Annotated in this window: 17 protein-coding genes and 1 pseudogene; 5 read left to right on the forward strand and 13 right to left on the reverse strand. The window is 46.4% G+C overall.

Annotated features, from left to right (window positions below; translation table 11 throughout):
- Positions 1 to 7: 7 nt before the first annotated feature.
- On the forward strand, positions 8 to 634 hold the full coding sequence (gene mog, locus ICN37_RS07305; protein WP_216156176.1) for a molybdopterin adenylyltransferase: 627 nt from the start codon (positions 8 to 10) through the stop codon (positions 632 to 634).
- A gap of 71 nt (positions 635 to 705) precedes the next feature.
- Here mog and orn read toward each other — a convergent pair whose 3' ends face one another.
- The gene (gene orn, locus ICN37_RS07310) at positions 706 to 1,302 is read right to left on the reverse strand and encodes an oligoribonuclease (protein ID WP_216156179.1); all 597 of its coding nucleotides are present in this window, start codon (positions 1,300 to 1,302) and stop codon (positions 706 to 708) included.
- A 15-nt stretch (positions 1,303 to 1,317) separates the two neighbouring features.
- On the opposite strand from orn, the gene ICN37_RS07315 reads away from it, so the two are divergent.
- Both ICN37_RS07315 and rsgA read left to right on the forward strand, forming a co-directional pair.
- A complete protein-coding gene (locus ICN37_RS07315; RefSeq protein ID WP_215320528.1) occupies positions 1,318 to 2,571 on the forward strand; it encodes a M48 family metallopeptidase in 1,254 nt (417 codons plus the stop codon).
- A gap of 2 nt (positions 2,572 to 2,573) precedes the next feature.
- Entirely contained in the window at positions 2,574 to 3,587 is a 1,014-nt protein-coding gene (gene rsgA, locus ICN37_RS07320) for a ribosome small subunit-dependent GTPase A (protein WP_072583647.1), read from the forward strand.
- Here the strand turns inward: rsgA and ICN37_RS07325 are convergent.
- The 6 genes from ICN37_RS07325 to rpsP form a co-directional block, all read right to left on the reverse strand.
- Positions 3,532 to 4,491, reverse strand: coding sequence for a CobD/CbiB family protein (locus tag ICN37_RS07325; protein ID WP_216156182.1), 960 nt, complete (start codon positions 4,489 to 4,491; stop codon positions 3,532 to 3,534). The two genes, rsgA and ICN37_RS07325, sit on opposite strands and share 56 nt — an antisense overlap.
- Positions 4,488 to 5,225 (reverse strand): CoA pyrophosphatase, encoded by a 738-nt coding sequence (locus ICN37_RS07330; protein ID WP_215320534.1) that lies wholly within the window; start codon positions 5,223 to 5,225, stop codon positions 4,488 to 4,490. Before ICN37_RS07330 ends, ICN37_RS07325 begins: the two co-directional genes overlap by 4 nt.
- 64 nt (positions 5,226 to 5,289) lie before the next feature.
- Positions 5,290 to 5,682, reverse strand: a complete 393-nt coding sequence (gene rplS / locus ICN37_RS07335; protein WP_072583649.1) for a 50S ribosomal protein L19 — start codon at positions 5,680 to 5,682, stop codon at positions 5,290 to 5,292.
- 137 nt (positions 5,683 to 5,819) lie between these two features.
- Positions 5,820 to 6,566, reverse strand: a complete 747-nt coding sequence (trmD, locus tag ICN37_RS07340) for a tRNA (guanosine(37)-N1)-methyltransferase TrmD (RefSeq protein WP_216156185.1) — start codon at positions 6,564 to 6,566, stop codon at positions 5,820 to 5,822.
- 35 nt (positions 6,567 to 6,601) lie between these two features.
- Entirely contained in the window at positions 6,602 to 7,168 is a 567-nt protein-coding gene (gene rimM, locus ICN37_RS07345; protein WP_215320537.1) for a ribosome maturation factor RimM, read from the reverse strand.
- A gap of 94 nt (positions 7,169 to 7,262) precedes the next feature.
- Positions 7,263 to 7,508 carry a 30S ribosomal protein S16 gene (gene rpsP, locus ICN37_RS07350; RefSeq protein ID WP_011902362.1) on the reverse strand — a complete coding sequence of 82 codons (246 nt, stop codon included), beginning with the start codon at positions 7,506 to 7,508 and terminating at the stop codon, positions 7,263 to 7,265.
- A gap of 281 nt (positions 7,509 to 7,789) precedes the next feature.
- Here rpsP and ICN37_RS07355 point away from each other — a divergent pair, with 281 nt between their 5' ends.
- Positions 7,790 to 8,263, forward strand: a complete 474-nt coding sequence (locus tag ICN37_RS07355) for an META domain-containing protein (RefSeq protein ID WP_216156188.1) — start codon at positions 7,790 to 7,792, stop codon at positions 8,261 to 8,263.
- Positions 8,264 to 8,301: 38 nt separating this feature from the next.
- On the forward strand, positions 8,302 to 8,748 hold the full coding sequence (locus ICN37_RS07360; protein WP_072583654.1) for a hypothetical protein: 447 nt from the start codon (positions 8,302 to 8,304) through the stop codon (positions 8,746 to 8,748).
- Between the two features lie 68 nt (positions 8,749 to 8,816).
- Here ICN37_RS07360 and ICN37_RS07365 read toward each other — a convergent pair whose 3' ends face one another.
- The 6 genes and pseudogenes from ICN37_RS07365 to ICN37_RS11570 all read right to left on the reverse strand — a co-directional run.
- Complete coding sequence (locus tag ICN37_RS07365; RefSeq protein WP_216156191.1) at positions 8,817 to 10,604, reverse strand: acyl-CoA dehydrogenase; 1,788 nt, start codon at positions 10,602 to 10,604, stop codon at positions 8,817 to 8,819.
- 44 nt (positions 10,605 to 10,648) lie between these two features.
- Positions 10,649 to 11,584 carry an electron transfer flavoprotein subunit alpha/FixB family protein gene (locus ICN37_RS07370; protein ID WP_215320545.1) on the reverse strand — a complete coding sequence of 312 codons (936 nt, stop codon included), beginning with the start codon at positions 11,582 to 11,584 and terminating at the stop codon, positions 10,649 to 10,651.
- Positions 11,585 to 12,334, reverse strand: coding sequence for an electron transfer flavoprotein subunit beta/FixA family protein (locus tag ICN37_RS07375; RefSeq protein WP_216156194.1), 750 nt, complete (start codon positions 12,332 to 12,334; stop codon positions 11,585 to 11,587). It abuts the gene before it with no gap.
- A gap of 88 nt (positions 12,335 to 12,422) precedes the next feature.
- Positions 12,423 to 14,075: an acyl-CoA synthetase gene (locus tag ICN37_RS07380; protein WP_216156197.1), complete on the reverse strand. Its 1,653-nt coding sequence runs from the start codon at positions 14,073 to 14,075 to the stop codon at positions 12,423 to 12,425.
- A gap of 36 nt (positions 14,076 to 14,111) precedes the next feature.
- Positions 14,112 to 15,032 carry a histone deacetylase family protein gene (locus ICN37_RS07385; RefSeq protein WP_216156200.1) on the reverse strand — a complete coding sequence of 307 codons (921 nt, stop codon included), beginning with the start codon at positions 15,030 to 15,032 and terminating at the stop codon, positions 14,112 to 14,114.
- A gap of 49 nt (positions 15,033 to 15,081) precedes the next feature.
- Positions 15,082 to 15,203: pseudogene (locus ICN37_RS11570) on the reverse strand (IS30 family transposase); the annotation flags it as partial.

Consider the following 15,203-nt stretch of genomic DNA (forward strand, 5'->3'; position numbering starts at 1 on the left):
TAGAAACATGAAGCATACAGAAGCCCTGAAACGAAAGAGCCCTAACGAGGTCAAAATTGGCCTCATTTCCATCTCAGATCGCGCCAGCAAAGGCGTCTATCAGGATGAAGGCATTCCTGCCCTACAAACCTGGCTTTTGAAGGCCATTAATAATCCCTGTGTTTTTCATGAACGCCTCATTGCCGACGAATCTGAAGCTATAACCGAGTCGATTATTGAGCTGGTAGACGAGTTAGGCTGCGATCTAGTGCTCACTACAGGGGGTACTGGTCCCTCCAGAAGAGATGTCACCCCTGAGGCTACCCGTGAAGCCGGCACTCGTGAGATGCCTGGATTTGGCGAACAAATGCGTCAGATTAGCCTAAGTTTTGTGCCGACTGCGATTCTATCTAGACAGACGGCTGTCCTCAGAGAAATTGAGGGTCATGCCGCCCTGGTCATTAACCTGCCCGGACAACCTAAGGCAATTGCAGAGACGCTTGAAGGCCTGAAAGACGAGAACGGTAAATCGATTGTTCCCGGCATCTTTGCAGCAGTGCCTTACTGCATTGATTTAATTGGCGGCCCATATATCGAAACTGATGAAACCGTCATTAAAGTCTTCAGACCGAAGAGTGCTCTTAAGAAAACTTGATCTCAACTGCTTGGAAAAGATACACAAAAGGTCCGCAATGCAGACCTTTATCTTTTGATGCGCCCATAAGATTACTGAGGTAAGGGTACGATAAATTTCTCGCGGTAGTACTTCAGCTCTTCGATGGACTCTTCAATATCTGCCAAAGCAGTATGGGCCTGATTCTTGGTGAAGCCTTTCACCAACTCAGGATGCCAACGCTTGCAGAGCTCTTTCAAAGTAGATACATCAATATTTCGATAGTGAAAGTAAGCCTCTAACTTTGGCATATATTTCGCCATAAAGCGTCTATCTTGACCAATCGTATTGCCGCACATTGGAGCAAGACCAGCCTTAATATATTTTTTCAAGAAGGCAATGCATTCTGCCTCCGCCGTTGCCTCATCTAAAGTGGATGCCTTCACTTTATCGATCAAACCAGATCGCCCATGCGTACCTTTATTCCAGGCATCCATAGCATCTAAAACAGCATCTTCCTGATGCACTACCCAGACCGGTGCTGTGGCGATGGTATTGAGGTGGGCGTCCGTCACAATGATGGCAATTTCCAGAATCCGTTCGGTTTCCGGGTTTAGACCTGACATCTCCATATCTACCCAAATCAGGTGCTCATTCGCTGGCGCTGCCTTGGATGCTGGTGTGGCTGTAGTGTTAGTTTGCTCGCTCATATCTATAATGATCTCATGACATTCACAATTGTTTTTCTAATTGCCTTTATTGCTAGCTTTGGCTTACGCCATTGGCTCTCCCAACGTCAAATTCGCTATGTGGCGCAGCATCGTAATGCTGTCCCCGCAGATTTTGCCGAAAAAGTGACTTTAGCCGAACATCAAAAAGCAGCTGACTACACTATCGCTAAATTACGTCTTGGCATTTTAGAGAATGGAGTCAGCGCTATTATTTTAATTGGCTTCACCTTATTAGGTGGCCTACAAATTCTGAACATAGCATTACTGCAATTTTTGGGTGAAGGTATTACTCAACAAATTGCCCTGCTGGTTTCAGTCGTGATCATTTCTGGCGTGATTGACATGCCCTTCTCCTGGTACAAGCAGTTCCATTTAGAGGAACGCTTTGGGTTTAACCGTATGGGGAAAAAACTATTCTTCACGGATATGTTTAAAGGAATGGCAGTGGGCGGTGCGATTGGCATTCCACTACTGTGGGTCATTCTGACTTTAATGTCTAAGGCTGGTGAGTTATGGTGGCTTTGGGCATGGGCAGTGTTGACAGCATTTAGCTTGCTCATGCAGTGGATCTTCCCAACTTTTATCGCACCACTCTTCAATAAGTTTCAAGCCTTAGAAGATGGTCCTTTAAAAACACAGATTGAAGCGCTACTAAAACGCTGTGACTTTGCGAGTCAAGGCCTGTTTGTGATGGATGGCAGTAAACGTAGCGCTCACGGCAATGCATTCTTTGCCGGTATGGGTAAAGCTAAGCGCATTGTATTTTTTGACACCTTGATTGAGAAACTTAATCCAGGCGAAGTCGAGGCGGTGCTCGCCCATGAACTTGGTCATTTCAAGTGTAAACATATTCGTAAACGCCTCCTGGTCTCATTCGCCCTCAGTTTTGCGATGTTTGCTCTATTGGGTTGGATCAGCACCAAGGTCTGGTTCTACACAGACTTAGGCGTAATGCCTAACCTCAATGGTTATAACGGTGGCCTCGCATTGGCACTCTTTATGCTGGTCTCACCTGTATTTAGTTTTTTCTTCACACCACTTTCTAGCCTAGCCTCTCGTAAGCATGAGTACGAGGCAGATGGGTTTGCCGCTGAGAAATCTTCCGCAAAAGATTTAATTGCGGCACTAGTGAAGCTATATCAAGATAATGCCTCGACCCTCACGCCCGATCCGATCTATACCGCTTTTTATAGCTCACATCCGCCTGCGCCCTTGCGCATTGCCAACTTACAGCGGTTTAGCTCATAACGATGGAGCAATTTCATGCGCTACTCATTGCCTCCTACGGAAGGCATTATTTAGCGCAGCGTTTAATTGCAGATGCTGCTGGTCAAGAATCACCTGATGGTCCATTAATACAAGTCAGCACGCCAGCTAAGCAACATATTGGCGCTGTGGGTGATCGCATGTTGCTTGAAATGACTTCAGCTGATCAAGCGCGCATTATCAAAATTGAGCCCCGAGAAAATCTTCTCTATCGCTCGGATGCATTTAAGAGCAAGTTGATTGCCTCGAATGTAGATCAAATCTTAGTAGTGCTTGCTACTCAACCCGCTTTCTCACCAGACTTATTGGGAAGAGCAGTAGTAGCTGCTGAAACCAATCAAATTGGTCTACATATTTTGCTCAACAAGTGTGACCTTAAAGACAATCTTGAGCACGCACGCAAAATCATCGCGCCCTATGCTCGTATGGGTTATCAAGTCAGCGAAGTCTCTGCCAAATTTGATCCAGCCTCAATCGATTCCCTACAGACCGCTCTACAGGGTAAGGTCTCCGTCTTTGTGGGCCAATCAGGCATGGGCAAATCCAGCCTATTAAATGCTTGGATACCGAATGCGGCCGCACTGACCCAAGAATATTCTGTGCGCCTAGATACCGGCAAGCACACTACTACTGCATGCCGTTATTTTGAATTGCCTGAGGCTTGGGGTAGAGATGCGACAGGTAAGCTTGGTGCTTTGATTGATTCACCAGGCTTTCAGGAGTTTGGTTTAGCGCACATGTCTGTTAGTGAATTGCAGCATGCCTTTAGGGAATTTAAAGACTTGCTAGGTAAGTGCCGCTTTCATAACTGCGCGCATTTGACTGAGCCAGATTGCGCAGTACGTGAAGCGGTAGATAGAAATGAAATAGCGCCAGAAAGACTGGCGCTATTTAGACAGCTGCACTCGGATTCAAAAACAGCTGATGTACAAATTCAGGGAATTAGCCAAGCCAAAGAGCGATGGTCAGCATTAGCAACAAAGCCATCCAAGCGATAACGAGACGCCACACCAATCCGACTGCAGAGCGCATGGTTCGTTCAGTAGGCTCAAGACCTACTTCATAAATAACTGGTTCACCTGCTTCGGCCATGCGTAAGGCTTCATCACTATCAGGCTCACTCATTGGCTCACCAAGGCGGACGCCCAATGCACCACTACCTGCTGCCAAAATTACTGCAGACAAAGAGTCTGACCATTTTTGGGTGAGATAGCGCCAGCCATATAGAGCACCTTCGAAATTGCCAACAATGGCAAAGCCCATTGCGGTAATGCGCGCAGGAACCCAATCCAATACGTAGAAGAAATGACGGGCAGATTCGCTGAGGTTAAAGTCACCGCGCTCTGACCAACGTTGAGAGGCAATATCAGCCAAGCGGTAGAGCACAACACCAGCCGGGCCCATTGGCATCATGAACCAGAACAACACACCAAACACATGGTGGTGTGAACCGATGATGGCGCGTTCTAGTGCCAAAGAAATCACCTCTGTCTCTGAAAGATTGGACGTGTCTAATTCAGGGCCATACCACTCACCCAAGGCCGCACGCGCAGCAGGTAAGTCATGCGCTTCAATTGCATCATGCACGGCAGTAAAAGAATGACTGAACTGACGAAAACCAAAAAACAAATAAGCGATGACGATATTCCAAAGAAAACCCAAGATTGGATAAGTCACCATACAAGTAACATACACAATGAAGACTAAAAAAGTTGGCAATATGAAGGCTACTAAACAGGCCATGCGAGCACCGACAGGGCTTGCACCGTCTTCAGTCTTGCCGCCGAATTCAGCAGCAACCCAATCTAACCAGCGAGCACATACACGTGCAATCCAATGGCTTGAAGTCACTGGGCGGTATTGCTCAGCAATAAGGGCGAAGAGAATAGAAAAGAAAGTCATACTTTTAATAAATGATAAAGGTTACGCAACATCCCCGCAGTGGCACCCCAAATAAAGCGGTTCTCATAAGGCATTGAATAAAAACGTCGTCCACCCTGCTCACTTTGCCACAATCTGACCTGATGATTGGCGGGATCCAACAAAAAACTTAGCGGCACCTCAAATACATCGGCCACCTCAAACTCATCTAAGACATATTCTGCCTGAGCTTGGACCAATCCTACTACTGGCGTAACGCTATAGCCAGAAACCGTTAAATACTGTGGCAAATGACCAATAATCTCCACTCGCCCAGGATCCAACCCGATTTCTTCTTTGCTCTCACGCAAGGCGGTGTCATTAGGGCTTTGATCCTCAGGATCCATACGACCCCCTGGAAAACTAATTTGGCCTGCATGATCGCGCAAATGATTGGTTCTTTGCGTTAGCAATACGGATAGGCCATCTTCCTTTAACAGCAGAGGAATCAGCACTGCTGCTTTGGTTACTTTTCCTACGGCTTGCCGCTTAGCAATAATGTCAGCAGCAATCACATGACGGTTTTCATCGGTAATCTCTGGCTCCCATTGAGGGGGTGAGCTCAGCCTAGCCCTTAAACCAGCTGGCTCCAAAAATTCTGGTGCTACCTTTTTTTCAGCCGAGCACACTGCATGAATCGGAATTGCTTGCGCATCAAATCCTGGAGGTGCAGCAACGTTGATTGCATTATCTTCAGGTGTTGAGTTCTTGGGCATTTTCATATTCTAAGGCAACAAAAAAGGCGACCGAGGCCGCCTTTTTAAATCAAGCCAGCATTAATTATGCGGCTGGAGTTGCTACTGCTACTTTACGTGCAGGAAGCTTCTCTTTAATACGTGCAGACTTACCTGAACGATCGCGCAAGTAGTACAACTTAGCACGACGTACATCACCGCGACGCTTCACTTCAATGCTAGCGATCAATGGTGAGTAAGTTTGGAATGTACGCTCTACACCTTCGCCAGATGAAATCTTACGAACGATAAAGCTGGAATTGAGTCCGCGATTGCGCTTTGCAATCACAACACCTTCAAACGCCTGTGTACGCTTACGCGCACCTTCAACAACGTTCACACCAACAACTACTGTATCGCCAGGAGCAAAGCTAGGCAAAACCTTGTTAGCACTTAAGCGAGCAATTTCTTCTTGCTCAATTTTTTCAATTAAATTCATTTTCAATCCTTAAACATCGTATTAGCGTTTAATCCCGAGATCTAAATCAACGGACCTAACAGAGGATGCAGTTAAAACAATTTCACTAAACCAAAAAACTAAACCACCTATTCACCACTGCACACCACTGAAAGTATTTACAGAGAGCGAAGAAATTGTTCATCTTCTCGGGTTAGCAACCCTTTGGCTCTGGCCGATTCAATTAAGTCCGGCCTTAACCTGAACGTCAGCTCTAAAGACTTCTGCCGACGCCAATCCGCTATTTTAGCGTGATGTCCGCCCAAAAGCACGTCCGGGACGGATAAATTTTCATATATTTCAGGGCGGGTGTAGTGCGGATAGTCCAAAAGACCGTTGATAAAGCTATCCTGAGTGGCAGATTCGTCATCCCCAAGCGCCCCTGGGATCAATCGAATGACCGCATCCATCATGGCCATAGCGGGGATTTCGCCCCCAGAAAGTACAAAATCACCGATAGAAAGCTGTAAATCAACGTTTCGGTCAACAAAACGTTGGTCAATAGCCTCATATCGACCACAAATAAAGCTCAAATTGCCGTAACCCAGGATATCTGCCGCGATCTTCTGAGAAAAACGCTCACCCTGGGGTGCCAATAAGCAAATTGGGCCTGATTTGATGTTTGCCGCCTGATGGGCTGCCGTAATTCCGGCGACCGTATCTTCTAAGGGCTTGGCCATCATCACCATGCCAGGTCCGCCGCCATAAGCACGGTCGTCTACGGTTTTACGAGGATCAGAGCAAAAGTTACGAGGATTCCAAAGATGAACGCTGGCCAATGATTGTTCACATGCGCGACCAGTAATGCCCCACTGCGTTAAGGCAGAGAACATTTCAGGGAACAAGGTAACAACATCAAAGCGCATATCGGTAATTATTTTTGAAATTAATCTTTGCGTTCTTATTGCCAGTCAGACTGCCAATCAAGCGTAATCGTTTTATTGGGTAGGTCTACGTTTTGCACCACTTCCTTTACAAAGGGCACTAAGTACTTGATCGTCTTCGTTGATGCATCACCAATAGTAATAACACCATGAGCGCCATTCTCGGTAACATCAATCACTTCACCAAGCACTTCGCCTTGCAAATTTACTGCATTGCAGCCAATCAGATCAACCCAATAATAGGAATCACTTTCCGCTTTTGGAAAAGCGTCGCGCGCCACTAGGATGCGAGAACCTTTTAACGCGAGCGCCTGATCACGATCAGTTACCCCATCCAGAGTAAGCACCACATTACCACTATGCATCTTGGCGCTTTTCACTTTGTATTGAGTCAAAGACGCTTGCTCTGTATATACAGAAACGCCTGCATCCCGACGAGGGATAAGAGATAGCCAAACGGACTTAGAAGAGAGAAGTGCTACAGGTTCTGGTGAGTGAGGCCTAACCTTCACTTGTCCCTGCAAACCTTGCGCCTCAGAGATGGCGCCAAGTTCAATCAATTCATCTAGGGAAGGCGTACTCATTTGCAATGACACCTTATTTTCCCAAAATAAAAACTACTAGAAATTCTGTCACTAAAAGCTTCATCACATCGATGAAGCTTTTAGCAATCGAATATTAAACAGCTGGATTGTTTTTGATCAAACGAACTACTGTTGGGGAAATCTGCGCGCCAACACCAGTCCAGTAAGTCAAACGGTCTTGAGCAATACGCATTGCTTGCTCAGTTGCCGCTGCTTGTGGGTTGAAGTAACCGATACGCTCGATAAAGTTCGAGTCACGACGGTTGCGTTTATCAGTAGCAACAATGCTGTAAAAAGGGCGCTTCTTAGAACCGCCGCGTGCCAGTCGAATGACGACCATACTTATTCCTTAAAATCTAAAATGAAAACAGGTTGATTACAACCCAATGAAATTTCTACAAAAAACCTTGGGCTCCAGCTCACCAAATAAAGATAAGGTAGAGCGGAAAACCTCATATTCTAGACGAAAACCCCTACTTCTTCCACCTATTTAAGCATCTAAGACAGTAGAATAGAGTGTGTACTTAGATAAAATATACATTAAAAACAATAACTTAGGTAAATATGGTCCTTAAATCCAGACTTTTAGACTTCCTCAGAAGACCTTCAAAAGGGTTCTTTATGACACTTTCTTGCCTGAGTCTTGGACTTTTAAGCGGCTGCGCAAACGTCATCCCTCCATGTGGAGCCAAAATAAGCCCGCCAAGCAGCGAACTCAAAAATACCAAATGGGAGCTGACCCGCTGGAACTTACCCCCCAATAGCAATGGAGAGGTGCGTACCCGTCAAATTCCGCAAGGCGATGCCAGCAACCCGATTCAAATCATTTTTGATGCTAGCGGACAACGGCTGAGCGGCTCGACAGGATGCAATCGGTTTACTGCAACCCTTGATGAAGACGCCCGCGGTTTTTCTCTTAAGCAAATCGCCAGTACCAAGATGGCTTGCAGCCCACAGCGCATGGAATTGGAAAATGATTTCCTCTACGAATTAAATGACTATCGCAGCATTGTGCGCAATGGTGATCAATTACTCATGATCGGCACTGATCGTGAAGTACTCAGTTTTATTCAAAAGCCAAACAACACTAAGTAAGCACTCAATTATTCATTAGCAATATCACTGAAAGATTCATGAAAAAATCCAAACTTCTTTTTTGCGCACTCGGATTACTCCTTCCGGGCAGCGGCCTCAATTGTTTTTATCTACAAGGACTCAAATCTTTTTGGGCATGGGTTCAGCTATTTGCCTTGATAGGTGGCGCAGTAGGCTGGGTCATTCTTAAGGACGCCCACTTTCATTCGGCGCCAGGATGGGTGCTCGTTACTTTTGGTTTTATGGCTATTGAAGCAAGCTGGTTAACCACCATTGCCTTTGGTCTTCGCTTGGATGAGAAGTGGGATGCCCAATTTAATCCCGGCATTGAAGAACACCGACGGAGTCGCTCTGGCTGGCTCGAGATACTGACAGTAATTTTCTCTTTGGTATTGGGTGCTGGTGTAATGATGACTTTTTTAGCAGTCTCATTTGAGCAATTCTTCATTTCTCAAATCTATGAAGCAAAAAAGCTATCCCAATAATTGCAGATAGCTTTCATTTTGCAAGAGCCGCTCTTAAGAGCGGTTTTTTTATTCTCTTTTGCGCCCCTTTAGAACTGCTCTACTTCTAGGGCATTGGTAGAGTGACCGCTTTCAACAATCGAAGTTGCCAGAGCTTGTGCTTGAGGCATGAGATTCTCAGCAAAGAAACGGGCAGTAGCAATCTTCGCGCCATAGAATTTTGGATCATCATCACGCAAACGCTCAGAAGCCAACAGTGCTCTCGCCATTTGCCAGCCGCCCAATACCAAGCCAGATAAGCGTAAGTAAGCAAAGCTACCGGCATAGACAGCCTTGATGTCCGTCTTTGCATTCGCAACAATGTATGCAACTGCTTGTTCGAAGGCCACGCGTGCCAAAGTGAGTTGCTTGAGAACCGCTTTAGCATCAGCACTTCCACTGGCAGCTAAATCTTTTTCAGTAGCAGCAATTCTTTGGGAAAGCTCTTTGGCAATCGCCCCACCATCACGTACTGTTTTTCTACCAACTAAGTCATTCGCCTGAATTGCAGTAGTGCCTTCGTAAATCGTCAAGATGCGGGCATCACGGTAATACTGCGCTGCGCCAGTTTCTTCGATAAAGCCCATACCACCATGCACTTGAACCCCCAGACTAGCCACTTCAATCGACATTTCTGTTGAGAAACCTTTGACAATTGGCACTAGGAATTCATAGATAGCTTGATTGACTTTACGCACTGCCTCATCTGGAGCAGCATGCTGAGCGTCATAAGCAGAAGCAGCGTAGTAGGCTAATGCACGTGAGGCTTCTGTGTAGGCGCGCATAGTCATGAGCATACGCTTTACATCCGGCTGATGAATAATTGCAACTGGGCCTGGTGAGCCAGCTAAGTCACGACTCTGTACACGATCTTTTGCATATTGAACTGCCTTTTGATAGGCACGCTCCGCCACCGCTACACCTTGCATACCTACTGCAAAGCGAGCTGCATTCATCATCACGAACATATATTCAAGACCGCGATTTTCCTCGCCAACTAAGTAGCCGATTGCGCCACCATGATCGCCAAATTGCAGAACGGCAGTCGGGCTCGCTTTAATGCCTAACTTATGCTCAATCGAAACACAATGTACATCATTACGCTCACCTAATGAACCATCTTTATTCACCATAAACTTCGGCACTACAAATAATGAAATACCCTTTACGCCCTCTGGCGCATCAGGTGTTCTGGCTAACACCAAATGGATAATATTCTTAGCCATATCGTGCTCACCATAGGTGATATAGATTTTGGTACCAAAAATCTTGTACGTACCATCGCCCTCTGGAACAGCGCGTGAGCGAACCATCGCAAGATCAGAGCCAGCTTGCGGCTCAGTCAAATTCATTGTTCCAGTCCACTCACCAGAAATCATCTTTGGAACATATTGCTCCTGAAGTTCTGGGCTAGCAGCAGTTAAGAGAGCTTCAATAGCACCATCGGTAAGTAATGGGCAGAGTGCAAAAGAAAGATTGGCTGCATTCACCATCTCCAAACAAGCAGTGGAGATCAATTTTGGCAAGCCTTGACCGCCAAACTCTGCCGGATGAATGACGCCTTGCCAGCCAGCAGCGGCGTATTGCTCAAAAGCCTGTTTGAAACCAGGGGTGGTTGTCACTACACCATCTCTTAAGGAACTTGGGTTTTGATCACCAGCCCAGTTAAGGGGCGCCACTACATCTTGATTAAATTTGGCCGACTCTTCCAAGATCGCAGGGGCTAAATCTACATCTGCACCCGCATCAGCATAAGCAGGATAGGCAACGACATCCGAAAGCCCAGCTAATTCATTCATTACAAACAGCATGTCTTTCACTGGGGCTACGTATGACATTACAACTCCTCTTTATTCAGTTTGTTACTTAACTAATCTACGATTCAACCAAGTGCTTTTGTTAATTCAGGCACGGCAGTATTCAAATCCGCAACCAAGCCATAATCAGCAACACCAAATATTGGCGCCTCTGGATCTTTATTGATTGCGACGATCACTTTGGAATCTTTCATGCCAGCCAAATGCTGAATAGCCCCTGAGATACCTACAGCAATGTAAAGCTGAGGAGCAACAATCTTGCCGGTCTGGCCCACTTGGTAATCATTGGGAACGTAACCCGCATCCACCGCTGCACGGGATGCGCCCAAAGCAGCACCGAGCTTGTCAGCCAAAGGTGCAATGAGCTCCTGATACTTTTCACCGGAACCTAAACCGCGACCACCAGAAACAATAATCTTGGCGGCGGTCAATTCTGGGCGATCCGATTTAGTCAACTCACGGCCAACAAAGGAAGATTTGCCAGCAGATTCAGCGGCAGCTTGTTTCTCAACTGCTGCAGAACCGCCAGTGGCAGTTACTGGATCAAAACCCGTTGTACGGACAGTAATGACTTTTACAGGATCAGCAGATTGCACGGTAGCAATTGCATTGCCTGCGTAGATCGGACGCTCAAAAGTATCTGCAGAGATGACTTTAGTAATGTCGGACAATTGAGCCATATCTAACTTAGCAGCAACGCGTGGCAATACATTCTTACCATTAGCAGTTGCAGGAGCGAGGATATGACTGTAGCCATTTGCAATGGAGAGGATCTGCGCAGCCAAAGGTTCAGCCAATTGATCAGCCAAATTAGCGGCATCAATTTGAATGACTTTGCGTACACCAGCAATTTGAGCTGCGGCAGCTGCGGCAGCATCAGCACTGCTACCAGCAACGAGAACGTCCACCTCAGGAGAGCACTGCAAAGCAGCTGCGACGGCATTTAAGGTTGCCGCTTTTAATGATTGATTGTCGTGTTCAGCAATAACAAGTGCGGCCATTTAGATCACCTTCGCTTCATTTTTGAGTTTTTCTACAAGAGCTGCTACATCAGCAACCATCACGCCAGCAGAACGCTTTGGCGGCTCCTCTACTTTAAGTGTTTTCAGGCGTGGGGCAATATCGACACCCAATTCTTCAGGCTTCACGATATCAATCGTTTTCTTCTTGGCCTTCATGATGTTCGGCAAAGTGACATAGCGTGGTTCATTCAAACGCAAGTCAGTGGTAATCACTGCCGGCAAAGATAGTGCAATAGTTTCTAAACCACCATCAACTTCGCGAGTTACAGTGGCCTTGCCGTCTGCAACCACTACTTTGGAGGCAAAGGTAGCTTGAGGAATATCCAACAAGCTTGCCAGCATCTGACCGGTTTGATTGCTGTCATCGTCAATTGCTTGCTTACCGAGAATGATGATTTGCGCTTGCTCTTTATCAGAGAGCGCCTTGAGAATCTTCGCTACTGCTAAAGGTTGTAGCTCTGCATCTGTCTCAACCAGGATGGCGCGATCCGCGCCAATTGCTAATGCAGTACGGAGAGTTTCTTGACACTGGGTTGCACCAGCACTAACCACTACCACCTCACTGGCCACACCCGCCTCTTTCAAGCGTACCGCCTCCTCTACTGCGATTTCATCAAAGGGATTCATACTCATTTTGACGTTTGCTAAATCAACCCCAGAGTTGTCTGATTTCACCCGAATTTTGACGTTGTAATCAACAACGCGTTTTACAGCCACTAAGACTTTCATCCCTCAAACCTCTCCAATAATATATAAATCGAGGATAAACCCTCAATAAAAAGCACGATCGTTTTATTTTACCTGAATATTTGCCAAATTAAACATCAATTGCGGTAGCTGAACCCGCCTGTTTCCGAAGCTCAAACTTCTGAATCTTGCCAGTCGAGGTCTTTGGTAGTTCACAGAAGACAATAGCTCTCGGAACCTTAAAGCCTGCTAAATGCTTTTTACAGTGGGCAATAATCTCCTCGGCAGTCACCTCTGAACCAGGTTTGATTTCCAAGAAGGCGCAAGGCGTTTCACCCCATTTAGGATCAGGCTTAGCAACCACCGCAGCAGCGTTAATAGCTGGGTGTCGATAGAGTACATCCTCAACCTCTACAGAGGAAATATTTTCACCTCCAGAAATAATGATGTCTTTACTGCGGTCCTTCATCTTCACATAGCCATCTGGATTCATTACTGCTAAGTCACCTGAGTGGAACCAGCCGCCTTCAAAAGCTTCTTGAGTTGCCTTTTCGTTTTTTAGGTAGCCCTTCATCGCGATATTGCCCTTGAACATAATTTCACCCATGGTTTCACCATCTGCTGGAACCGCCTGCATGGTTTCTGGATCAAGAACAGCAATTGCCTGTTGCATGTGATAACGCACACCTTGGCGTGCATTTAAACGAGCACGCTCACCGATATCAACATTATTCCACTCGTCTTGTTTAACGCACACAGCTGCTGGCCCATAGGTTTCAGTCAAACCATAGACGTGCGTTAAATCAAATCCTAACTTTTCCATACCCTCAATAATCGATGCAGGTGGTGCGGCACCGGCGATCAAGCCTTTAACTCCTGTGGGCACTCCCACCTTCAGCTCATCCGGCGCATTGACCAACAAGTTATGCACGATAGGTGCTGCGCAGTAGTGGGTCACACCATGCTCTTTAATTGCCGCAAAAATATGTTGCGCATCAACCCGACGCAAGCAGACGTTGACACCAGCGCGAGCAGCGATAGTCCATGGAAAGCACCAACCATTGCAATGGAACATTGGTAAAGTCCAGAGGTAGATGGGATGCTTATTAATATCCCAGTCCAGCACATTGGAAACGGCATTTATTGCAGCGCCACGATGGTGATACACCACACCCTTAGGGTTACCAGTAGTTCCTGATGTGTAATTCAAGCAAATCGCTTGCCACTCATCTGCGGGAACTTGCCATGCAAAATTTGGATCCCCTTCGGAGAGTAATTTCTCATAAGTGAGCGCTCCCAATTTCTCGCCCGGCACATCAAATTCTTTTTCTTCGACATCGATTACCAAGAAATCACGACCAGAATCTTTCTTGGCAATCTCAAGCGCTTTTTTCATCACCCCTGAAAATTCAGGGTCAACAATAACTACCTTTGCTTCGCCATGATTCAACATAAAAGCCACTGTCTCTGCGTCTAAACGAGTATTGAGAGCATTCAAAACTGCACCCGCCATCGGAATACCAAAGTGGGCCTCTACCATTGGAGGGGTGTTAGGCAACATCACTGCCACCGTATCGCCCAAGCCAATACCGTGTTTTTGCAAAGCACTAGCCAAGCGACGGCAACGCTCATAAGTTTGCCCCCAAGTCTGACGCAACTTCCCATGAATAACGGCAGTTTTATTGGGGTAAATTTCTGCGGAGCGCTCTAAAAATAAGAGCGGAGTAATTGGGGTGTGGTTAGCTGGATTACGAGCCAAACCTTGTTCATAAATATTTGCCATCTTCAGCTTTCTATTTCTGTTTTACTAAATTCTTCATTAAATATCTGCAAGCGCCTTGATGTGAGCCACTACGCTGCGGCCTAATGCCGAGAGGTTATAACCACCCTCTAAGCAACTCACAATGCGTCCCTGCGCATAGTCGCTAGCAATTTCTTTTAAACGTTTGGTAATCCAGACATAGTCGTCCTCTACCAAGCCCATCTGACCCAAATCATCCTCGCGATGAGCATCAAACCCTGCTGAAATAATCACGAGCTCAGGCTCAAAGTTATGCAAAGCAGGCAACCATTGCTCCTCCACAATGGAGCGCACCACATCGCCTCGAGTCGCCGCAGGCAAAGGCACATTCACCATATTGTTAGCATGATCAAGGCCGCTGTATGGATAAAAAGGGTGCTGGAAGAAGCTACACATCAAGACATTAGGGTCATTGAAAAAAGCAGCTTCAGTACCGTTGCCATGATGGACATCAAAATCAATGATGGCGACACGCTCAATGCCGTATGTTTCCATTGCATATCGCGCAGCAATCGCCACGTTATCAAATAAACAAAAACCCATAGAACGCGTTGGCTCCGCATGATGTCCTGGCGGTCTTACGGCACAAAATACGTTCTCAACCTCACCCTTCATCACAGCATCTACGCCTGCAATAGCAGCGCCTGCCGCTCTGAGTGATGCTCGATAAGTATGAGGATTCATGATGGTGTCACCATCGAGCATGAAATACCCACTCTCTGGGGCACGATCCCGAACAAAAGAAACGTGGTCAGGACTATGGACCAATTCCAATTGGTCTTCGGTTGCCAATGGCGCATCTAAATGATGCAAAAATTGATCAACACCGCTGCGAATCAGCTGATCATTAATCGCCTGAATTCTCTCTGGACACTCTGGATGATGGCTTCCCATCTCATGTTTCAGAAAGTCTGGATGAGTTATGTATCCTGTTGTCATTACTCGAAATCCTCAATAGCAAATTTGTAATTTTTATAATCTCGTAGATTCAAACACGAAGTGCAACACGGTTTAAGGACTGCATAAATACTTCATTGGGGGTTTTAAACCCTAATCGTTTTCTAGGTCGGTTGTTTAAACGGTCTTGGATCATTCTAAGCTCCTTATCGG

The sequence above is a fragment of the Polynucleobacter sp. P1-05-14 genome, assembly GCF_018881675.1.
Taxonomy (GTDB): domain Bacteria; phylum Pseudomonadota; class Gammaproteobacteria; order Burkholderiales; family Burkholderiaceae; genus Polynucleobacter.